Genomic DNA, 21749 nt, shown 5'->3' with positions numbered 1-21749 from the left:
TTTTTCGCTGGTTGCCGGCCCTTCCCGGCCAGCGACCTTGCCGTCACCGGCCCTGTCCTCTAAGACGCCCCAACCCCTTTATTGACCGAGCGGGACACAGGTCCCGAAGCATCATGGCCAAAGAATTCAAGCCGAAGGCGCGGCTCCCGCGCGGCCTCGTCGACCGCACCGGCGCGGAATTGTCCGCCACCCGCGCCATGCTGGAGAAGATCCGCGCCGTCTACGCGCTCTACGGCTTCGAGGCGCTGGAGACCCCGGCCATCGAATATACCGACGCGCTCGGCAAGTTCCTGCCCGACCTCGACCGGCCCAACGAGGGCGTCTTCTCCTTCCAGGACGACGACGAGCAGTGGCTCTCCCTGCGCTACGACCTCACGGCGCCGCTGGCGCGCTACGTGGCCGAGCATTTCGAGCAGCTGCCCAAGCCCTACCGCTCCTACCGGGCCGGCTACGTCTTCCGCAACGAGAAGCCCGGCCCCGGCCGCTTCCGCCAGTTCATGCAGTTCGACGCCGACACGGTGGGCGCCCCCTCCGTCGCGGCCGATGCCGAGATCTGCATGATGGCCGCCGACACGCTGGAGGCGGTGGGCATCCCGCGCGGCTCCTATGTGGTGAAGGTGAACAACCGCAAGGTGCTCGACGGCGTGATGGAGGCCATCGGCCTGGGCGGCGACGAGAACGCCGGCCGCCGCCTCACCGTGCTGCGCGCGATCGACAAGTTCGACAAGTTCGGCGCCGAGGGCGTCGCGCTCCTGCTCGGCCCCGGCCGCAAGGACGAGAGCGGCGACTTCACCAAGGGGGCCGGCCTCGACGAGCGTCAGGCCGCTGTGGTGCTCGCCATGCTCACCGGCAAGGGCGTGCGTGCCACCGATGTGGGCGTGGAAGTGGAGCTGGACGACGTCGCGCTTGCCGCCGCCCTCGCAGGCAACGCCGCCTTCCAGGAGGGCATGGCGGAATTGAACGACATCCGCACCCTGCTCGCCGCTGGCGGCTATCAGGACCGGGTGAAGATCGACCCTTCCGTGGTGCGTGGCCTCGAATATTACACCGGCCCCGTCTACGAGGCGGAACTCACCTTCGAGATCACCGACGAGGCCGGCCGCCCCGTGCGCTTCGGCTCGGTGGCGGGGGGAGGGCGCTATGACGGCCTCGTCGCCCGCTTCCGCGGCGAGAAGGTGCCGGCCACCGGCTTCTCCATCGGCGTGTCGCGCCTGCTCGCGGCCCTCGCCTTCCTCGGCAAGATGGATGCGGACGCCGAGGTCGGCCCCGTCGTGGTGCTGGCCATGGATAAGGAGCCGGCCCGCATCGCCGATTATATGAAGATGGTGGCCGAGCTGCGCGCCAACGGCATCCGCGCCGAGATGTATCTCGGCGGCGCCGGCATGAAGGCGCAGATGAAGTATGCCGACCGGCGCGGCGCGCCGGCCGTCATCATCCAGGGGTCGAACGAGAAGGACGCCGGCGAGGTCCAGATCAAGGATCTGGTGGAAGGCGCCCGCATCGCCGCCGGCATCGCCGACAATGCGGAATACCGCGCCGCCCGCCCGGCCCAGTTCGCGGTGAAGGAGAGCGAGATGGTCGCCGCCATCCGCGACGTGCTGGAACGCCGCGCGGCGCCGTCGCTGGGGCTGGACGACTGAGCCCTCCCGCCGCCGTCCCCTGAACGAAAAAGGGCCCGCCTCCAGCCGGAGGCGGGCCCTTTTTCCTTGGGGGGCATGCTTTTCCTGGGCGTCATGGACGTCCGGCCGCATACGAACCTGTTGTTCTTGGGCCGTCATGCCCCGGCTTGTCCGGGGCATCCACCGGGCCGACAGGCCAGCGCATTCATCCTTGGGCCGAACTTGCGGAAACGTGGATCCCCCGGACAAGCCGGGGGATGACACCGCACATCAGGTTTTCGACCGCTTCGTAGCGCCGGAGGCCTCTTCCGGCGCTCCCCGCCTCAGAGATAGGCGAGGCGGCGGTCGCGGCGGCGGTCCTGCACCGGCTGGTAGGCGATGCGGGCGTGGGTCTGGCAATAGGGCATGCCCGGATTGGCCTTGCCGCCGCAGAAGTGGAAGCTCTCGGTGCCCGGCTCGCCCAGCGGCCAGCGGCAGGTGCTCTCGGTGAGCTGCATGATGGTGCAGCCCTGGGTCATGGGCACCACGTTGTCGCTCATGACGGGAGCGGGCGCCGGTGCCTCTTCCGGTGCCTCGTCCAGATCGGCCGCGAGGGCGGTATTGCCGATGGTGGTGGGCCGCTGCGGCCGCGCCTGGTTGTCGGGGCGACCGGCGGGAGCGCCCATCGGCCCGTTCATCGGACCGGCCTTGGCCGGCGCCGTTCCGCTGGCGCGGGGACGCGCCGGGGCAGGGGCGGCCTTCGCCCGGCCGGACAGGCCGAGGCGGTGCACCTTGCCGATGACGGCATTGCGCGTCACCTCGCCAAGCTCGGTCGCGATCTGGCTCGCGGAGAGGCCTTCGCTCCAGAGCTTTTTCAAGAGTTCGACGCGCTCGTCATTCCAGCTCATCGCTCTTCTCCATTTGCCGCATCTACTTGCCGCATTTCAACCGGCAGCATCTCAAGAACGCCGCGGGCGCCGGAAACGCTCGGCGCCGCTTCAGCCATGGGCGGGAACGCCGGTTGGGGCGCGTCCCGGATCGTGATTTCCGCAAGGCGGACTCCCTCCCCGTTCCCGTGCGCGGCAAAGCGCTCGGATGGACCCGGATCGCGGTTCCTGGAAGAGGGTTCCTGATGCCCCTGCGCACGACATCTCGTGGCTGACCCTCAAGAACCTACAATATGGCCGGTCCCTGCAACAGAGTCGGCAAGGGGTCGCGGAGCGTTTTCCCCAGCTCCTTAAGGCTTCGTTTACCCTTGTGCGGCGGCCGGTCGCGGTCCCGATTCGCATCATGGCAGGCGATCGGTTGACCTCGTGCGCGTGTTCATTAGAATCGCGCGGTCGGGCCGCCCCCGCATGGGCGGCCTTTTTTAGTTTGTGCGCGCGGCCGGGCCGAAACCCCGCTGTCGCACGTTGTTCGCAAACCCGTGCAACCTCGAAGGCCAGGAAGCCTGCATCGAAGTCCACCAGGAGGATAGTGTGATCACCCCCGTTCTGCCGACCTACGCACGCATCGACCTCCAGTTCGAGAGGGGAGAGGGCTGCTGGCTCGTCACGACGGACGGGCGACGTTTCCTCGACTTCACCGCCGGCATCGCCGTGAACGTGCTGGGCCACGCCAATCCCTATCTCGCCGCCGCGCTCTCCGAGCAGGCGACGAAGCTGTGGCACGTGTCCAACCTGTTCCGCATCCCCGGCGCCGAGAAGCTGGCCGACCGGCTGAAGGCCGCGACCTTCGCGGACACCATGTTCTTCACCAATTCCGGTGCGGAAGCGCTGGAGTGCGCCATCAAGATGGCGCGCCGCTACCAGTATGTGAGCGGCCATCCCGAGAAGAACCGCATCATCACCTTCGAGGGCGCCTTCCACGGCCGCACGCTGGCGACCATCGCCGCCGGCGGCAACCCGAAATATCTCGAAGGCTTCGGCCCGGATCTTCCAGGCTTCGACCAGGTGCCGTTCGGCGATCTCGACGCCGCCCGCGCCGCCGTGACACCCGAGACCGCCGCCATTCTGGTGGAGCCGGTGCAGGGCGAGGGTGGCGTGCGCGTGCCGCCGGCCGGCTTCCTCGCCGGCCTGCGCGAGCTGTGCGACGAGAACGGCCTACTTTTGGTGCTGGACGAGGTGCAGAGCGGCGTCGGGCGCACCGGACGCCTGTTCGCCCACGAGTGGACCGGCATCACCCCGGACATCATGTCGGTGGCCAAGGGCATCGGCGGCGGCTTCCCCATGGGGGCGTGCCTTGCCACCGAAGAGGCCGCCAAGGGCATGACGGTGGGCACCCACGGCTCCACCTATGGCGGCAACCCGCTGGCCATGGCGGTGGGCAATGCGGTGCTGGACGTGGTGCTGGAGGATGACTTCCTCCCCCGCGTGAACCGCGTCGCCGGCCGCTTCCAGCAGCGTCTCGCCGAACTGCGCGACACCCATCCGGCCGTCATCGCCGAGGTGCGCGGGCAGGGCCTGCTGCTCGGCATCAAGGCCGCCGTGCCCGCGCCCGAGCTGATCGCCGCGCTGCGCGAGGAGGGCATGCTGGTGCCCGGCGCCGCCGAGAACGTCATCCGCCTGCTGCCCCCGCTCACCGTGAGCGAGGAAGAGGTGGGCATCGCAGCCGACAAGATCGAAGCCGCCTGCCGGCGCATCGAGGCGCGCCTCGCCTCAGATCCGGTGAAGGGAGCGGCCGAATGAAGGGGAATGGGGTGCGTCATTTTCTCGATCTGTCCGAGATCCCGGCCGAGGAACTGCGCCGGGTCCTGGACTTTTCCAAGGATCTGAAGGCCCGCCGCAAGGCGGGGGAGCCGGTGGAAAAGCCGCTCGCCGGCAAGTCGCTGGCCATGGTGTTCGACAAGCCGTCCACCCGCACGCGCGTGTCGTTCGACCTCGCCATGCGCCAGCTGGGCGGCGAGACCATCATGCTCACGGGCCAGGAGATGCAGCTCGGCCGCGGCGAGACCATCGCCGACACGGCCCGCGTGCTGTCGCGCTTCGTCGACGCCATCATGATCCGCATCCTGGACCATGATGACCTGACTGAACTGGCGAAATACGCCACGGTGCCGGTCATCAACGGCCTCACCCGCATCTCCCACCCCTGCCAGGTGATGGCCGACGTGATGACCTTCGAGGAGCATCGCGGCCCCATCACCGGCCGCTCGGTGGCCTGGACGGGCGACGCCAACAACGTGCTGGCCTCGTGGGTTCATGCCGCCGACCGCTTCGACTTCACCCTGAAGGTGGCGACGCCCAAGGAATTGTCGCCGCGTCAGGCGCTGAAGGACTTCGTGAAGCGCACCAAGGCCAAGGTGAAGTTCATGCGCGACCCGGAAGAGGCGGTGGAGGGCGTGGATTGCGTCATCACCGACACCTGGGTCTCCATGGGCGACAAGGAGGCCGAGCGCCGTCACAACATCCTCAAGCCCTATCAGGTCAATTCCGCCCTGATGGCGCGGGCGGACAAGGATGCCATCTTCATGCACTGCCTGCCCGCCCATCGCGGGGAGGAGGTGACGGACGTGGTGATGGACGGTCCGCAGTCGGTGGTGTTCGACGAGGCGGAGAACCGCCTGCACGCCCAGAAGGGCGTGCTCGCCTGGTGCTTCGACGCGGTGGGCGGCTGAGCCTTCCGCAGCCGGGACATGCCGAGCCGGGTTGAAACAGCCCGGCTCGTGAATATGTGTGGGACCAAACCTTTGGGACCCATTGGCTGTGCATTGAGCGCGGGCACGCGGGTCCGGCACGTCCGGAGACCATTCATGAAGGGCGAGCGCACCCGCACCGCCACCCGCGCCGCATCCGAGGCCGCGCAGGACGACATCGTCACCGCCTTCCAGGTGGATGCCCTCGACATCCGCGGCCGCACGGTGCGCCTCGGCCCCACGCTCGATGCGCTGCTCGCCCATCATGCCTATCCCCCGGCGGTGAAGCGCGTGGTGGGAGAGGCGGTCACGCTCGCCGTGCTGCTCGGCTCCTCGCTGAAGTTCGAGGGCCGCTTCATCCTCCAGACCCAGACCGACGGGCCGGTGGACATGGTGGTGGCCGACTTCGTGAGCCCGGACAAGATCCGCGCCTATGCCCGCTACGATGCCGATGCGCTGGCCGAGGCCGAGCGCCGCAACGAGACCTCGCCGGCGGCGCTGCTGGGGCGCGGCCATCTCGCCATGACCATCGACCAAGGCATCAGCACCAACCGCTATCAGGGCGTGGTCGCCCTCGACGGCTCGGGGCTGGAGGCGGCGGCGCACGAATATTTCCACCAGTCCGAGCAGATCCCCACCCGCGTGCGCCTCGCCGTGGGCGAGGAGATGAAGCCGGGCGGTAAGGAGTCCTCGTGGCGCGCCGGCGGCCTGCTCGCCCAGTTCCTGCCGCAGGACGCCTCCCGTGCCCGCATGGCGGACCTTTCCCCGGGCGACGCGCCCGAGGGCGTGGAAGAGCACACCGTGGACGAGGACGACGCCTGGGTGGAGGCGCGCTCCCTCGTCGGCACGCTGGAGGACGTGGAACTGATCGACCGCGACCTCTCCTCCGAGCGGCTGCTCTACCGCCTGTTCCACGAGCGCGGGGTGCGCGTGTTCGATCCCCTTCCCATCGCCGCGCGCTGTTCCTGCTCGCGGGAGAAGGTCTCCGGCGTCCTCGCCTCCTTCGGCCCGGAGGAGCGGCGGGAGATGATCCAGGACGACGGCAAGGTCACCGTGACCTGCGAATTCTGCGGCCGCACCTACAAGTTCACCGCCGAGGAGGTTCTCGGCCGGGCGGACGGGTGACACTTCAGGTGTGCCGTCGTGCTCCGGTTTGGTGGGCGGGGGTAAGAGGCGGCGCCCGCGCCGCGAGAGCCGTCATCCCCCGGTTCATCCGGGGGATCCACCCCTCCGCCTGTCGGCGCCCAGCCATTAAGGCTTAGCGTCAGACCGCCCGTGGATCGCCCGGACAAGCCGGGCGATGACGGTTGAGCGGTGGAGACTCTCGGATGATGACAGCGGACCGGTGAGGGCTCCGGCAGCCCCTCACATCTCCTCCGCCGTCTTCAGCAGGAACGCATAGAGCGCCTCTGCCGCGAGGCCGATGTCGGCGGGGGCGGCGTATTCGCGGGGGTTGTGGCTGCCGTTCTCCGAGCGCACGAACAGCATGGCCATGGGCATTACGCCGCGAAACACCATGGCGTCGTGGCCGGCGCCCGAGGGTAGCCGCACCACAGGCAATTGCAGGCCCTCAACCACCCGCGCCATGCGCTCCTTGAGCGGACCGTGACAGGGCGCGGCGGGCACTTCGTGGCCGATGTCCACGCTCGCTTTCACCCCGCGCCGCTCCGCGATATCGGCCACGGCGGCGCGGATGTCGGCGACGGCGCGGGTGCGCAGCTCGTCCGAGAGGGCACGCACGTCGAGGGAGAATTGCACCTCGCCGGGCACCACGTTCACCGCGCTGCCGGCGATGATGAGCGTGCCGACCGTGGCCACCAGCTCCTTGCCGTCGGCGCGGCCGCGCGCCTCCACGGCGAGGATCATCTCGGCGGCGGCGGTGAGCGCATCGTGGCGCATGGCCATGGGCAACGTGCCGGAATGGCCGGCCTCGCCGCGGATGCGCACATGTCCGCGCGAGGCGCCGGCGATGCCGGTGACGATGCCGAGCGGCGCGCCCGCCGCCTCCAGCACCGGCCCCTGCTCGATATGCACTTCCACATAGCCCAGCGTCTCGTCGGGATCGCGCCGGCAGTCGGCGACGCGATCCACCGGCGCGCCGAAGGAGCGCAGCGCCTCCATGCGGGAGATGCCCTGGGCGTCCACGTCCTCCAGGCTCTTCGGATCGAAGATGCCGGCCATGGCCTTGGAGGAGGTGAGGGTGGAGAGGAAGCGCACGCCCTCCTCGTCGGCGAAGGCCGCGACCTCGATGGCGAAGGGCAGGCGGATGCCCTGCTGCTTCAGCGCCTCCACGGCGGCGATGGCGGTGAGCACACCGAGATTGCCGTCATAGATGCCGGCGTTGCGCACGGTGTCGATGTGCGAGCCGAGGACGAGGGTCTTGGCATTGGCCCGGTCCGCCGCGTAGCGCCCGACGATGGAGCCGGTGGCGTCCATATGGACCTGCGCCAGCCCCGCCTCCCGCATCCAGAACGACACCTGCGCCGCTGCCCTCTTGTGGGCGGGGGTCAGCGTCAGGCGGGTCATCTCGCCGGGCACGTCGGTGCAGGCGGCGAGTTCCTTCAGGCGGGAGACGATGATCTCGCCGTCGAGGGGGGAGGGGAGCGGGGCGGAACCGGGGGCAGATCGGGGCACGGAAGAGACCTTGTTCAGGGGGCGGCCGGCAGCATCTGGGAGAGGCGGAGCAGCGCGATGCGCTCGATCTGCGCCAGCGCCTCCGCAACTTCGGTGTCGCGGTCGTGGGCGAGGCGGCGCTCGAAGGCGGCGAGGATGTCCGCCTTGCTGCGTCCGCGGATGGCCATGATGAAGACGAAGCCGAACTTCGCCTTGTAGGCGTCGTTCAGCGCGGTGAAGCGCGCCTTCTCGTCCGCGGTGAGCTGGTCGAGGCCGGCGGAGGCCTGCTCGGCGGCGGACTCGGCGGTCAGCAGCTTTGCCTCGGCAAGCTTGCCGGCAAGGTCGGGATGGGCGTGGATGACCCCCATCTGCTTCTCAAGGGGCGCAGCGCGCAGCACGGCGGCGAGGGCTTCGTTGAGGCCCTCTGCCGTGTCGGCGCGGGCGGTGAGGCCACGGTCGTAGGCGCCTTCCGCGATCCAGGGCGAATGCTCGTAGACGCCGCCGAACCGCTCCACGAACAGGCCGCGTGGCATGTAGGTGGGCCGGTATCCGCCGGCGGGCGGGTGATGGGCGATCCAGTGGCGGGCGATGTCGAGGCGGCGCGCCACCCACACTTTCTCGTGGCCGGCGATGTAGTCGAGGAAGCGCGCCAGCGCCTGCGCCCGGCCCGGCCGGCCCGCGAGGCGCGGATGGAGGCCGATGGACATCATGCGCGGGGCGGTGGCCCCCTCGGCATAAAGCAGGTCGAAGCTGTCCTTCAGATAGTCGAAGAATTCGGTGCCGTTGGAAAAGCCTGCGGCCACGGAGAAGCGCATGTCGTTGGCGTCCAGCGTGTAGGGCACCACGAGCTGCGGGCCGCGCGGCCCATAGATCCAGTAGGGCAATTCGTCCGCATAGCTGTCGGCCACATAGAGGAAGCCGCCTTCCTCCATCAGGAGGGGCACCGTGTGCTCGGCGGAGCGGCCCTGGTAGAAGCCGAGCGGGCGGGCGCCGGTCACCTGCGTGTGCAGGCGCACGGCCTCCTCGATGTGCTCGCGCTCGGCGTCGCGGGTGAAATCCTTGTATTCGATCCACTTGTAGCCGTGGCTGGCCAACTCCCAGCCGGCCTCCTGCATGGCGGCGACGGCATCGGGATTGCGGGCGAGGGCGGTGGCGACGCCATAGACGGTGGCCGGCATGTTGCGCTCGCCGAACAGCCGCAGCAGCCGCCAGATGCCGACGCGGGCACCGAACTCGTAGACGGACTCCATGTTCATGTGCCGCTGGCGGGGCCAGGGCACGGCGCCGATGATCTCGGAGAGGAAGGCCTCCGAGGCATTGTCGCCATGGAGCACCGAGTTTTCGCCGCCCTCCTCGTAATTCACCACGAACTGCACCGCGATGCGCGCATCCCCCGGCCAATGGGGGTGGGGCGGCGTGCGGCCATAGCCCACGAGATCGCGCGGATAGGGCTTGCCGGTGACGGGATCGGTGGGGATGCCGGAATTGTCGCGGCCGGTGAAGGGAGCGGGCATGGGCTCAGGACCCCCGATAGGTGGAATAGCTCCACGGGGAGCAGAGCAGCGGCACATGGTAGTGCCCCTCGATCAGGGTCACGCGCAGGGGCACCACGTCGAGGAAGGGCGGGTCGGCCACCGGGGCGCCGGTGGCGCGGAAATGCGCGCCGATGTGGAAGACCAGCTCATAGGTGCCGGGGAGGAAATCGTCGCCCGCAAGCAGGGGGGCATCGGTGCGGCCGTCCGCATTGGTGCGGCGGGTGGTGACGAGGGTGCGCCCGCCATCGGCCGTCAGCAGGTAAAGTTCTACCGCCACATCGGCGGCCGGGCCGCCGGAGACCGTATCGAGCACGTGAGTGGACAGGCGCCCCATCGTTTCCTCGTCCTTCCTGACTCTCTGGCGCCGCGCCCGGCGGAAGCCTTGCGGGTGCAGGGCCAGCGGCCGGGCGAACGCTCCGCTGCGCGGCAGCATAACCCGCGCCGGGTGGATCGATTTTCCAAAAAAATCGGAAGATATTCCGATTACCACACGTATTTCCCCGGCTCGGGAATTGATCTCCAATGAGGCATGCCGATGCGTTGGGCAGTGCCCGTTCGGAGCCGCGCCGGAGCGTTGCCGTCGCCAACAAATTTGAAGAACGCCCTTCCTGATTTCGACCGCTCTTCCTTTGGGGGAACCAGATGTCACAAGCCGTTCATCCCGTAGACGAAATCCTGCCGGCGCCGAAACTCGCCGCGCTCGGCCTCCAGCATGTCCTCGTCATGTATGCCGGCGCGGTCGCGGTGCCGCTCATCATCGGCCGCGCGCTCAAGCTGCCGCCGGAGCAGGTGGCGTTCCTGATCTCGGCCGACCTGTTCGCCTGCGGTCTCGCGACCCTGGCCCAATGCCTCGGCTTCCTCGGGGTGGGCATCCGCCTGCCGGTGATGATGGGCGTCACCTTCGCCTCGGTCGGCCCCATGCTGTCCATGGCCAACGATCCCTCCATCGGCATCCTCGGCATCTATGGCTCGGTCATCGCCGCCGGCATCTTCGGCATCGTCGTCGCGCCCTTCATCTCGCGCCTGCTGCCTCTGTTCCCGCCGGTGGTGACGGGCACCATCATCATGGTGATCGGCATCTCCCTGATGCGGGTCGGCATCAACTGGGCCGGCGGCGGCATTCCCTTCCTCACCCAGACCATCGACGGCAAGGTGGTGCAGGTCGCCAATCCCAACTACGCCCAGCTCCAGGGCCTCGGCATCGCCCTGTTCGTGCTGCTGGTGATCCTCGCCTTCATCCGCTTCGGCAAAGGGTTCGTGGCCAATGTGGCGGTGCTGCTCGGCATCATCGCCGGCGCGATCCTCGCCTCGGTCATCGGCATCATGCATTTCGAGAAGGTGGCGGCGGCGCCGTGGTTCGACGTCATCCTGCCGTTCCACTTCGGCATGCCCACGTTCCACCTCGTGCCCATCATCACCATGTGCATCGTGATGATCGTGGTCATGATCGAGTCGCTGGGCATGTTCCTCGCCCTCTCCGACATGACCGGCAAGCCGGTGGACGAGAAGGCGCTGGCTCGCGGCCTGCGCGCCGATGGCGTGGGCACGCTGCTCGGCGGCATCTTCAATACCTTCCCCTACACCTCCTTCTCGCAGAACGTGGGCCTCGTCGGCGTCACCGGCGTGCGCTCGCGCTGGGTGACGGTGACGGGCGGCGTCATCATGCTCGGCCTCGGCCTGATGCCGAAGATGGCCGCGCTGGTGGAGGCGGTGCCGCAGGTGGTGCTGGGCGGCGCGGGTCTCGTGATGTTCGGCATGGTGGCTGCCACCGGCGCGCGCATCCTCACCGGCGTCGATTTCAAGACCAACCGCAACAACCTCTTCATCGTCGCCATCGCGGTGGGCTTCGGCATGATCCCGCTGGTGTCGCCCAACTTCTTCAAGGCGCTGCCGCATGAGCTGCACCCGCTCCTGGAGAGCGGCATCCTGCTCTGCGCCATCGTCGCCGTGGCGCTCAACGTGTTCTTCAACGGCGTGAAGAAGACCTCCACCGAGGAGATCGTCGCCGCCGCCAAGCAGGCCGAGGCGCACTGAAGTCCGGTCAGGGCAAGCCGGGGGGCGGATGCATGTCGGTGCCGAAAGGCTCAGGCCGGCAGCCGCTCCCCGATCTTGGCCAGCTCGCGGGCGATGTAGCGCCGGCCCTGATCCACCAGCATGTCGGCGAAGGCCTTCACCTTCAGCGGCACCAGCTGGCGGGCGGGGTAGAGCACCGCCAGCGTCGCCGGCTGGGGCGGGTTCTTCTCCAGCAGCGGCACGAGGCGGCCGTCCGCGAGGGCGTCCGCCACCTCGAACCGCGGCTTCACCACGATGCCGCGGCCCTCGACGGCCCACACGGTGAGCACGTCGCCGTCGTCGGCCTCCAGATGGCCGGTGACGGGAACGGCGAGGTCCCGGCCCTCGTCGGTGAGCATCCAGCGCAATTCCCGAAGGCTCGCGAACCGCAGGAGGAGGCATTGATGGGTGAGCAGATCCTGCGGCCGCTGCGGCACGCCGGCCCGCTCCAGATAGCTGGGTGCAGCGCACACAATGCGCTCGACCTGCGCCACCTTGCGCATGATCATGCTGGAATCCTCGAAGGTGGCGAGGCGCAGCGCCACGTCGATGGATTCGGCGATGAGGTCGAGGGTATGTTCCGACAGGCGCAGGCGCACGTCGATCTCGGGATGGGTCTCCTGGTAGCGCGCCGCCACCTGCGCCACCAGCCGCCGGCCGAGATGGAGCGGGGCGGTGACGCGCAGCGCGCCGCGGGGCAGGGCGCCGAGTTCCGAGACGTTGCTCTCCGCCGCCTCGATGAGGCGCAGCGCCTCGGTGATCGCCTCGTAATAGACGCGCCCCTGCTCGGTCAGGCTCATGCGGCGGGTGGTGCGGTTGAACAGCCGGCAGCCGAGGTGCTTCTCCAGCATCTGGATGCGGTGGCTGACCACGTTGGCCGACAAATGCAGCCGACGCCCGGCCTCCGAGAAGCTCTCGCTCTCCACCGAGGCGACGAAGGCCTTCATGTTCTCCAGCACGCTTCGTCACCCCTCACCCGACGCCACAAGAACGATACCCACGCCGCGGGCCGGGGCCAATGGTCCCCGTCCGTGGGCGTGACAGGGGCCAATGCGCCCGCATCTTCCAGCCACGGGATCTGAAACGGCAATGGAACCCATCCTCCACGAGTACGGCAGCCTGCTGCTGCGCTGGACGCACATCATCGCCGGCATGGCGTGGATCGGCGCGTCCTTCTACTTCATGCACCTTGATGCCAGCCTGAAGGCGACGCCCGACATCCCCGCCGGTAAGGGCGGGGAGGCGTGGGAAGTGCATGGCGGCGGCTTCTATCAGGTGAAGAAGTATCTGGTGGCGCCCGATTTTCTCCCGGAGGAGCTGGGCTGGCACAAGTGGCAGTCCTACGCCACCTGGATCACCGGCTTCTTCCTGCTTATCTGGGTCTATTACTACCAGTCCTCGATCTTCCTGATCGATCCGGCGGTGATGAATTTGAAGCCCGTCACCGCCCTCGTCATCGGCCTCGGCGGCCTCGCGGCGGGATGGATCGCCTATGACCAGCTCTGCCGCTCGAAGCTCGGCGACAAGCCGATGGTGGTGGGCATCATCGTGTTCGCGGGCGTGGTGCTGGCGGCGTTCCTGTACCAGCAGGTGTTCTCGCCCCGCGCGGCCTTCATCCATACCGGCGCGCTGATGGCCACCATCATGAGCGGCAACGTCTTCTTCGTCATCATCCCCAACCAGCACAAGGTGGTGGCGGCGCTGAAGGCGGGGGAGGTTCCGAACCCCTATTACGGCAAGACCGCCAAGCTACGCTCCGGGCACAACAACTACTTCACTTTGCCCGTCGTCTTCCTGATGATTTCCAACCATTACCCGCTGACCTATTCCACGCCCTACGCCTTCGTCATCGTGGCGCTGGCGCTCGTGGCGGGAACGGTGATCCGCTATTTCTACAATGAGCGGCATGCCGGGCGCGGCGACAAGGCGTGGTGCTGGCTGGTGGCGGCCGTGTGCCTGATCCTCGCGATATTCATCTCGGCCACCACCACCCCCGCCGGCCGCATGGCGCTCGGCCTGCCGCCGCTGGTCTCCCCGGCCTTCGCGAAGAGCGGGCCGGCGGTGGGCGTGCCGGTGGATGTGCAGAACATCGTCATGGGCCGCTGCGCCATGTGCCACGCCGCCGAGCCGGTCTATGAGGGCTTCGCCATCGCGCCGCGCGGCATCCTCCTCGACACGGAGGAGGCCATCTACAAGAACCGCAAGCTCATCCTCGTCCAGGCCGGCCTGAGCCACGCCATGCCGCCCAACAACATCACCGAATTGTCCGACGAGGATCGGGCCATGCTGAAGGAATGGGCTTCCGGCAAATAGACCGCATCCCCCTAGAACCCTAAAACGAGAGAACCGGCGGGCTGCGGCCCGCCCCAAGAACAAGGAAGACGTCATGTCCACCGCCGACGCCGACACCCTCCGCGGCCTGATCGCCGAGCGCACCGAAGCGCAGCGCCAGTTTCTGGCGGAGCTGGTGAAGGTGCCTTCCGACAATCCCCCCGGCGATTGCGCCCCCCATGCGGCGCGCGCCGCCGAACTGCTGGAAGCCCTTGGCTACACGGTGGAGCGCCACGCCGTGCCGGCCGACCGGGTGAAGGCGGCGGGCATGGTCACGGCCACCAACCTCATCATCCGCCACCGGTTCGGGGATGGCCCCGTGGTGGCGCTGAACGCCCATGGTGACGTGGTGCCCCCCGGCGAGGGCTGGACCAAGGACCCCTATGGCGCCGAAGTGGTGGACGGGCGCATGTATGGCCGCGGCGTCGCCGTCTCCAAGTCCGATTTCGCCACCTATGCCTTCGCCCTCGACGCCCTGAAGCGCTCCGGCCTGCCGCTCAAGGGCACGGTGGAACTGCACTTCACCTATGACGAGGAGATCGGCGGCGAGGTGGGGCCGGGCTGGATTCTGGAAACCGGCCTCACCAAGCCCGACTATGCCGTCTCGGCCGGCTTCTCCTATGGGGTCGTGGTGGCGCACAACGGCTGCCTGCACCTCGAAGTCGAGGTGATCGGCAAGTCGGCCCATGCCGCGCTGCCCTTCACCGGCATCGACGCGCTGGAGGGCGCGACCCATATCCTGACCGCGCTCTACGCCTACCGCGACACGCTGCAGGCGAAGGTCTCCGACGTGCCGGGCATCGGCTCGCCGCAGCTCACGGTGGGTCTCATCTCCGGCGGCATCAACACCAATGTGGTGCCCGATCGCGTCACCTTCCGCCTCGACCGCCGCATCGTGCCCGGCGAGAACCCGGAACAGGTGGAGGCCGAGGTGCGGGGCGTCATCGCCAAGGCGTTGGAGGGCTCGAAGGCCAAGGCCGAGGTTCGGCGCATCCTGATCGCCCGCCCGCTGGTGCCGGACGACAGGGCCATGCACCTTGCCGGCGTCATCTGCCGCAACGCCTCGGCCGTGACCGGCGAGGAGGTGAAGACCACCGGCGTGCCGCTCTATACCGATGCGCGCCTCTATGCGGAGGCCGGCGTGCCCGTGGTGCTCTACGGCGCCGGCCCGCACACCATCGAGGAGGCCAACGGCCACCGGGCGGACGAGAATTTGCTCCTGTCCGACCTCGACAAGGCGACGCTGGTGATCGCGCTCACGGTTGCTGATCTTCTGGCCTGAGCCCTTTTGGCCTCGGTCTTTGACCGAGGCCAATCGGTTTTCGCAAGATTACGCTCAAGCGCCGCGCGGGCTTCAGCCCTGCTCGGCGAGAAGCTGCGCCACCGCCGCGCGCAGCTCCGGGAAGCCCTGCCCGGTGTTGCTGGAGGTGGGAAAGATCTTCGGATAGGCCGCCGGCCTCCGGCGGATCTTGTCTTCCACCCCGGCGATCACCGAGGGCAAAGCGCTCGGCTTCACCTGATCCACCTTGGTGAGGATGATGGCGTAAGAGACGGCCGCCTTGTCGAGGAGGTCGAGGATCTCCTCGTCCACCGGCTTGATGCCGTGGCGGGAATCGATGAGCACGAAGACGCGGGCGAGGTTCACCCGGCCCCGCAGGTAATCCTTGATGGTGCGCGTCCAGGCGTCGACCTTCTCCTTCGGCGCCTTGGCGAAGCCGTAGCCGGGCATGTCCACCAGGCACAGCTCCGGCCCTACCCGAAAGAAGATCAATTCCTGCGTGCGCCCAGGCGTCACCGAGGTGCGCGCCAGCGCCTTGCGGCCGGTCAGAGCATTGACGAGGGAGGACTTGCCCACGTTGGAGCGGCCGGCCAGCGCGATCTCCATGCCCTGCATGGGCGGCAGCACCTCGACGGTGGGTGCCGCGGAGACGAACTGCCAGTCGCCGGCGAACAGCAGGCGGCCGGGCTCGAGATAGGGATCGGCGTCGGCGGGGGAAGGTGTCTCGGTCATGACGCCTTATCCTAGAGCCAGACGGCGGGCGCAAGGCGAGAGCGTTCGTGGCGCTGCGCGCGCCTCCGGCTACCGCCGGCCCTGGCCGAGGAAGGTTTCTGCAAACCAGCGGTCCAGCGTCATGGGCGGCTCTTGCTGGGGCGGGGGCGCCGGCATCTGGCCGACCACGGCCGACGGACGGTCGTCCGGCATGTCGGCCGGCGGCAGGTAGGTGGCGCCCGGCTGGCCGTAGCCGTTGCCGCCGAAGCCGTAGGATCTGAGGCCGCCCGGAAGCTCCGCCACCGGCACGCCCTGGTGCGCCGCCTTCATCACGCGGCTCCAGATCTCCACCGGCAGGTTGGCGCCGGAGGCCTTCTTGGTGGGCGAGGAATCGTCGTTGCCGAGCCAGACCGCCGTCACGTATTTCGCCGTGTAGCCGACGAACCAGGCGTCGCGGTAATCCTGCGAGGTGCCGGTCTTGCCCGCCGCCTCCCAGCCCGGCAGGTCGGCGCGGCGCGCGGTGCCGGTGGCCAGCGTCTGGGTCATCATGTGGTTCATCATCGCCACATATTCGGAGGCGACCACGCGGCCCATGCCGGTGACATTGCGCTCGTAGAGCGGCTTGCCGTCCGGTCCGATCACGCTGTCGATGACGTGGGGCAAGACGCCGAGGCCCCCGTTGGCAAAGGGCGTATAGGCGCCCGCCAGCTCCAGCACCGACACTTCGGAGGTGCCCAGCGCGATGGAGGGGTTGGGGTCGAGGTTCGAGGAGATGCCCATGCGGTGTGCCGTCTGCACCACCGCCTTGGGACCGAACTCCAGCACGAGGCGCACCGACACCGTGTTCAGGGAGAGCGCGAGCGCGGTGGTGAGCGTCACCGGGCCACGATAGTCGCGGGTCGAGTTCTCCGGCCGCCAGCCCTTGAGCTGGATGGGCGCGTCCTCGCGCACGCTCTCCGGGGTCAGGCCGTGCTCGACGGCGGTGAGATAGATGAACGGCTTGAAGGCCGAGCCCGGCTGCCGCCGGGCGGTGACGGCGCGGTTGTATTGGCTGTCCGCATAGGAGCGGCCGCCGATCAGCGCCTTCACCCCGCCATCGGGGTCGAGCACCACGATGGCGCCCTGGCCAACGCCGTACTTGGTGCCGGATTTCGCCAGCGTGTCCTCCAGCGCCGCCTCGCCCGCCTTCTGGAGCGCGGGATCGATGGTGGTGCGCACGGTGACGTCGCCGGGCAGCTCGCCGTCGCCGAGCACGGAATCCAGCTGGTCCATCACCCAGTCGGCCACGTAGCCGGAGGAATCCGGCATGCCGCTGCGCGCGAGCTGCGCCGGGCGCGCCTGGGCGGTGCTCGCCATGTCGGCGGAGATCATCTTCTGGTCGCGCATGGCTGCGAGGACCAGGTTGGCGCGGGTCTGCGCGCCCTTCAGGTTCCGGGTCGGGGCAAGGCGCGAGGGCGAATTGACGAGCCCGGCCAGCATGGCGGCCTCGGCCAGCGTCACCTGCCGGGCGGACTTGCCGAAATAGCGCTGGGCGGCGGCTTCCACGCCATAGGCGCCGGCGCCGAAATAGACGCGGTTGAGATAGAGGTCGAGCAGTTGGTCCTTGCTGAACTTGTGCTCCAGCCACAGGGCCAGCACCAGCTCCTGCATCTTGCGCGAGGCGGTGCGTTCCTGGGTCAGGAACAGGTTCTTGGCGAGCTGCTGGGTCAGCGTCGAGCCGCCCTGCCGGAGGCGCCGGGACGTGAGGTTGGTGACGAGGGCGCGGGCGAGGCCTTCGGGATCGAGGCCGAAATGGCTGTAGAAGCGCTGGTCCTCGATGGCGACGAACGCCTTGGGCAGATAGGGCGGCAGCTCGCCGATGGGCACGGCCACGCCGCCCATGTCGCCGCGTGTGGCGATGGTCTTGCCGTCCGCCCCCTGCACGGTGACGGTGGGCGGACGCTTGGGGATCATCAGCGTCTGCATGGGCGGCAGCTTCGACGCCTCGTAGGCGATGACGCCGGCGAGGGCGAGCAGCGCCCACATGCCCAGGATGAAGCCCCATTTCACCAGCCGGAACACGAGGCGCCCCCCGCCGCCACGGCGGGGCCGGCGGGGCGGCGGCTCGGAGCGGCCGCGGCGCGGGGCGGGATCGGGGCGCATGTCGGGTTCCGCCTTGGCCTTGGGCCGCGCGGCCGGCTTGCGGGCGGGGCGCGGGGGGTCCGGGGGCGGTGCGGCGGAGCGGTCGCGCGGGTCGAGGCGGATGTCGAACAGGGATTCGGGCCGCTCCATGAGCGGCTCGCGCCTCATGCCGTCCCCCCGTCCCTGTGCGGTCATTCCAATTCCCGTCGCATTGCCGGCCTGCATCGCAGCCGCGCGGCTCCTTCCACCACCAAAATGGGGCGAAGATCAGCCGCTGGGGCAGATGGTGCCCGCCTCACCTCAAGGAAGCGTTACGCCGCAAGCGTTTTCGCGGGTGGTCTTCAGGCTGATGCCTTACGGGCACTTGCTCCAGTAGCCCACCGTCTTCGCCGGCGTCGTGTAGAACCAGCAGGTGTTCGGCGCCGGCGCCGGACCCACAAGCGGCGTGGCGAGGCCGCCCGGCAGCACGCCGAGCGGCGCGCCGGAGCCGGGCTGGGCGCCGATGGGCGTGTTGCTGCGGAACGGCGCGGGCTGGATGATGGGCGTGGGGTCTGCCGGCACCACCGGCTTCGGCGCCGGCAGCTTCGGCCTGGGCGTCACGACCGTCGGCGCGCGCGGGACGGTCGGGGCCGGCCGCACCACGGGACGTGGTGCCGGCCGCTGGATCGGGGGAATGACCGCCGCTCCGCCCACGATGGGCGTGCCCACACCCGTCGCGGCCACGGCACAGGCCGGCGCGAGCGCGATCACCAGCGCCACCGCGCTATACATCACCTTGCGGAATGTCTGGGTGGCCCGAGCGCGAAGCTGTCCGTACGGCATGTGTTCCATCTCAGAAATATAGGTTCCGCTGCGGCCGATTCGAGAGCGACCAATGAACGCCGCTCGCGGCCGGGCGCTGATTGCGGTAAAGATGAAGGCTCCTGTCCTTCGTGCCTCCAGATCGCCGAGCAATGCCCACCGTCCGTTCCTCCAAGGTCAACCGCGTCATCGGCGAACCCTTCGAAGGCCAGGCCCTCAAGGCCGAGATCCGGGAAATCGCTTCCGCCCACAAGGGCCGCGACCTCGATTTGCGCAACGCCGTCGTCGCACGCCTCAAGAAGGGCATGCAGGAAGGCCGCGCCGCCGCCGAGCGCCTGCTGCTGGAAGACGGCTGCGGCCGCTGCTGCGCCATGCGCCTCTCCGCGCTGCAGGATGCGGTCATCTCCAGCGCCTATGAGGTGGCCACCACCTTCCTCTATCCGGTGGACAATCCCTCCCGCTCCGAGCGCATGGCGGTGGTGGCGGTGGGTGGATACGGCCGCGGCATGATGGCGCCGGGCTCCGACACCGACATCCTGTTCGTGCTGCCCTACAAGCAGACGGCCTGGGGCGAGAGCGTCGCCGAGGCCATGCTCTACATTCTCTGGGATCTCGGGCTGAAGGTGGGCCACGCCACCCGCTCGGTGGAGGAATGTCTGCGGCAGGCCCGGGCCGACTTCACCATCCGCACCTCCATTCTCGAAGCCCGCTTCCTCGTCGGCGACAAGGCGCTGTTCGAGGATCTGGAGAAGCGCTTCGACAAGGAAGTGGTCGAGGGCACCGGCGCCGAATTCGTCGCCGCCAAGATGGCCGAGCGCGAGGATCGCCTGCGCCGCTCCGGCCAGTCGCGCTATCTCGTCGAGCCCAATGTCAAGGAGAGCAAGGGCGGCCTCAGGGACCTGCACACCCTCTTCTGGATCTCCAAATACGTCTACCGGGTGCAGACCGCGAGCCAGCTCGTCGCCAAGGGCGTGTTCACCCGCGAGGAGGCGAACCTCTTCAAGAAGTGCGAGGACTTCCTGTGGTCCGTGCGCTGCCACCTGCACTTCCTCACCGGCCGCGCCGAGGACCGCCTCTCCTTCGACCTGCAGCGGGAGATGGCGCTGCGCCTCGGCTATACGGAGCATCCCGGCCAGAAGGACGTGGAACGCTTCATGAAGCACTATTTCCTCGTGGCGAAGGATGTGGGCGATCTCACCGCCATCCTCTCCGCCGCGCTGGAGGAGCGCCACGAGAAGCCGGTGCCGGGCCTGAAGGGCATGGTGGAGCGCTTCCGCGCCGGCTCCCGCCGCATCACGCTGAAGGACACGACGGACTTCATCCTCGACCATGACCGCCTGAACGTGGCGGACCCGGAGGCGTTCAACCGCGACCCGGTGAACCTCATCCGCATCTTCCACGTGGCCGACAAGCGCAACCTGGCGCTGCATCCCGATGCGAGCCAGCTCGCCGCCCGCTCCCTCGGCCTTATCGATGCGAGCGTGCGCGAGAACCCGGAGGCGAACCGCCTGTTCCTGGAGATCGTTACCTCCAAGGACGCGCCCGAGACGGTGCTGCGGCGGATGAACGAGGTGGGCGTGCTGGGGCGGTTCCTGCCGGAATTCGGCAAGATCGTCGCCATGATGCAGTTCAACATGTACCACCACTACACGGTGGACGAGCACCTCCTGCGCTGCATCGGCATCCTCTCGGAGATCGAGCGCAAGGTGAACCCGGAGAACGGGCTCGCCAACGAGCTGATGGGCACGGTGAAGAACCGCAACCTGCTCTATGTCGCCCTGCTGCTGCACGACATCGCCAAGGGTCGCCCGGAGGACCATTCGGTGGCCGGCGCCCGCATTGCCCGCAAGCTCTGCCCGCGCTTCGGCCTCTCTCCGGTGGAGACCGAGACGGTGGCGTGGCTGGTGGAGCAGCACCTCGTCATGTCCACGGTCGCCCAGTCCCGCGATCTCTCCGACCGCAAGACCATCGAGAATTTCGCCTCCGTGGTGCAGAACCTGGAGCGCATGAAGCTGCTCACCATCCTCACCACGGCCGACATCAAGGCGGTGGGGCCGGGCACCTGGAACGGCTGGAAGGCGCAGCTTCTGCGCACGCTTTATTACGAGACCGAGCCGGTGCTCACCGGCGGTTTCTCGGAAGTGGACCGGGGCAAGCGCGTCACCGCCGCCCAGTCGCAGTTCCGCTCGGCCCTCTCCGACTGGGACGACGAGAAGGTGGCCGCCTATGTGGCGCGCCATTATCCGCCCTATTGGCTGCGCGTGGACCTCGAGACCAAGCTGCGCCACGCCCGCTTCGTGGACGAGGCGGAGACGGCGGGCCGCTCCATCGCCACCCAGGCGTCGCTGGAGCCCGGCCGCGGCATCACCACGCTCACCGTGCTGGCGCCGGACCATCCCAAGCTCCTGTCCATCATCGCCGGGGCCTGCGCCGCGGCGGGCGCCAACATCGTGGATGCGCAGATCTCCACCACCACCGACGGGCTGGCGCTGGACACCATCGCTATCCGCCGCGCCTTCGACCATGACGAGGACGAACTCAGACGCGCCAACCGCATCCGGGAAGCGGTGGAGCAGGCGCTCACCGGCGAGGTGCGCCTGCCGGAGGTGATGGCCAAGAAGCTGCCCAAGGGCCGGCGGACCTTCACGGTGGAGCCTGAGGTGACGGTGAACAATTCCTGGTCGAACCGCCACACGGTGGTGGAGGTGTCCGGCCTCGACCGGCCGGGCCTGCTGTTCGCCCTCACCAACACTTTGTCGCGGCTCAACCTCAACATCGCCTCGGCCCACGTCGCCACCTTCGGCGAGCGGGCGGTGGACGTGTTCTACGTCACCGATCTGATGGGCGCGAAGATCACCGGCGCCGCCCGCCAGTCCACCATCCGCCGCGCCCTCGTCTCGGTGTTCGAGGGGCCGGTGGAGGACGAGGAGCCGACCCGCCGGGTGGCGCGGGGGTGACGGGGCGCCGCGGCGCGGGCGGGAAGGCCGTTTTTTCGCCGCGCTCGCGTGGCTCAGATGCCAATCGTTTGCACCTTGTTTGCACTTGGCGACGGTGCGGCATACGTTCTGCCGCGC

16 protein-coding genes are annotated in these 21749 nt (G+C 68.6%); 8 read left to right on the top strand and 8 right to left on the bottom strand.

Going from position 1 to position 21749, the window contains the following annotated elements:
- Positions 1–110 precede the first annotated feature (110 nt).
- Positions 111–1640, top strand: coding sequence for a histidine--tRNA ligase (hisS, locus tag ACE3QW_RS12300; RefSeq protein WP_374251720.1), 1530 nt, complete (start codon positions 111–113; stop codon positions 1638–1640).
- A gap of 302 nt (positions 1641–1942) precedes the next feature.
- Here the strand turns inward: hisS and ACE3QW_RS12295 are convergent, their stop codons facing one another.
- Positions 1943–2506 carry a GcrA family cell cycle regulator gene (locus tag ACE3QW_RS12295; protein ID WP_029556819.1) on the bottom strand — a complete coding sequence of 188 codons (564 nt, stop codon included), beginning with the start codon at positions 2504–2506 and terminating at the stop codon, positions 1943–1945.
- A gap of 570 nt (positions 2507–3076) precedes the next feature.
- Between ACE3QW_RS12295 and ACE3QW_RS12290 the strand changes: the two genes are divergently transcribed.
- From ACE3QW_RS12290 to ACE3QW_RS12280, 3 genes are all read left to right on the top strand, one after another.
- Positions 3077–4285, top strand: coding sequence for an aspartate aminotransferase family protein (locus ACE3QW_RS12290; protein WP_374251694.1), 1209 nt, complete (start codon positions 3077–3079; stop codon positions 4283–4285).
- Entirely contained in the window at positions 4282–5214 is a 933-nt protein-coding gene (argF, locus tag ACE3QW_RS12285) for an ornithine carbamoyltransferase (protein ID WP_029556821.1), read from the top strand. The genes ACE3QW_RS12290 and argF overlap by 4 nt, the downstream gene beginning before the upstream one ends.
- Before the next feature lie 135 nt (positions 5215–5349).
- Positions 5350–6357, top strand: coding sequence for an Hsp33 family molecular chaperone (locus ACE3QW_RS12280; RefSeq protein WP_024277208.1), 1008 nt, complete (start codon positions 5350–5352; stop codon positions 6355–6357).
- A 240-nt stretch (positions 6358–6597) separates the two neighbouring features.
- Here the strand turns inward: ACE3QW_RS12280 and ACE3QW_RS12275 are convergent, their stop codons facing one another.
- Genes ACE3QW_RS12275 through uraH form a run of 3 tightly spaced genes read right to left on the bottom strand, consistent with a single transcriptional unit; the run spans position 6598 to position 9714 of the window.
- Positions 6598–7866: an allantoate amidohydrolase gene (locus ACE3QW_RS12275; RefSeq protein WP_374251693.1), complete on the bottom strand. Its 1269-nt coding sequence runs from the start codon at positions 7864–7866 to the stop codon at positions 6598–6600.
- Positions 7867–7880: 14 nt separating this feature from the next.
- Positions 7881–9359, bottom strand: coding sequence for an allantoinase PuuE (gene puuE, locus ACE3QW_RS12270; RefSeq protein WP_374251692.1), 1479 nt, complete (start codon positions 9357–9359; stop codon positions 7881–7883).
- A gap of 4 nt (positions 9360–9363) precedes the next feature.
- Complete coding sequence (uraH, locus tag ACE3QW_RS12265) at positions 9364–9714, bottom strand: hydroxyisourate hydrolase (RefSeq protein WP_374251691.1); 351 nt, start codon at positions 9712–9714, stop codon at positions 9364–9366.
- Positions 9715–10022: 308 nt separating this feature from the next.
- On the opposite strand from uraH, the gene ACE3QW_RS12260 reads away from it, so the two are divergent.
- Positions 10023–11414, top strand: coding sequence for a nucleobase:cation symporter-2 family protein (locus ACE3QW_RS12260; protein WP_250165074.1), 1392 nt, complete (start codon positions 10023–10025; stop codon positions 11412–11414).
- A 50-nt stretch (positions 11415–11464) separates the two neighbouring features.
- Here ACE3QW_RS12260 and ACE3QW_RS12255 read toward each other — a convergent pair whose 3' ends face one another.
- Positions 11465–12391, bottom strand: coding sequence for a LysR family transcriptional regulator (locus tag ACE3QW_RS12255; RefSeq protein WP_024277214.1), 927 nt, complete (start codon positions 12389–12391; stop codon positions 11465–11467).
- Between the two features lie 130 nt (positions 12392–12521).
- Here ACE3QW_RS12255 and ACE3QW_RS12250 point away from each other — a divergent pair, with 130 nt between their 5' ends.
- Both ACE3QW_RS12250 and ACE3QW_RS12245 read left to right on the top strand, forming a co-directional pair.
- Positions 12522–13745, top strand: a complete 1224-nt coding sequence (locus tag ACE3QW_RS12250) for a urate hydroxylase PuuD (RefSeq protein WP_374251690.1) — start codon at positions 12522–12524, stop codon at positions 13743–13745.
- 73 nt (positions 13746–13818) lie between these two features.
- Complete coding sequence (locus ACE3QW_RS12245) at positions 13819–15045, top strand: ArgE/DapE family deacylase (RefSeq protein ID WP_374251689.1); 1227 nt, start codon at positions 13819–13821, stop codon at positions 15043–15045.
- Positions 15046–15117: 72 nt separating this feature from the next.
- On the opposite strand, the gene yihA is transcribed toward ACE3QW_RS12245, so the two are convergent.
- The 3 genes from yihA to ACE3QW_RS12230 form a co-directional block, all read right to left on the bottom strand.
- Positions 15118–15774 (bottom strand): ribosome biogenesis GTP-binding protein YihA/YsxC, encoded by a 657-nt coding sequence (gene yihA, locus ACE3QW_RS12240; RefSeq protein WP_029556830.1) that lies wholly within the window; start codon positions 15772–15774, stop codon positions 15118–15120.
- A 69-nt stretch (positions 15775–15843) separates the two neighbouring features.
- Complete coding sequence (locus ACE3QW_RS12235) at positions 15844–18042, bottom strand: transglycosylase domain-containing protein (protein WP_374251688.1); 2199 nt, start codon at positions 18040–18042, stop codon at positions 15844–15846.
- Between the two features lie 186 nt (positions 18043–18228).
- Positions 18229–18705: a hypothetical protein gene (locus ACE3QW_RS12230; protein WP_374251687.1), complete on the bottom strand. Its 477-nt coding sequence runs from the start codon at positions 18703–18705 to the stop codon at positions 18229–18231.
- A gap of 122 nt (positions 18706–18827) precedes the next feature.
- Between ACE3QW_RS12230 and ACE3QW_RS12225 the strand changes: the two genes are divergently transcribed.
- Positions 18828–21632 carry a [protein-PII] uridylyltransferase gene (locus ACE3QW_RS12225; protein ID WP_374251686.1) on the top strand — a complete coding sequence of 935 codons (2805 nt, stop codon included), beginning with the start codon at positions 18828–18830 and terminating at the stop codon, positions 21630–21632.
- The last annotated feature ends 117 nt before the right edge of the window (positions 21633–21749 follow it).

Origin of the sequence: Xanthobacter sp. (genome assembly GCF_041911315.1) — a bacterium.
In the GTDB taxonomy this organism is placed as follows: domain Bacteria; phylum Pseudomonadota; class Alphaproteobacteria; order Rhizobiales; family Xanthobacteraceae; genus Xanthobacter; species Xanthobacter aminoxidans.
This window is presented reverse-complemented; position numbering and strand designations above follow the sequence as displayed.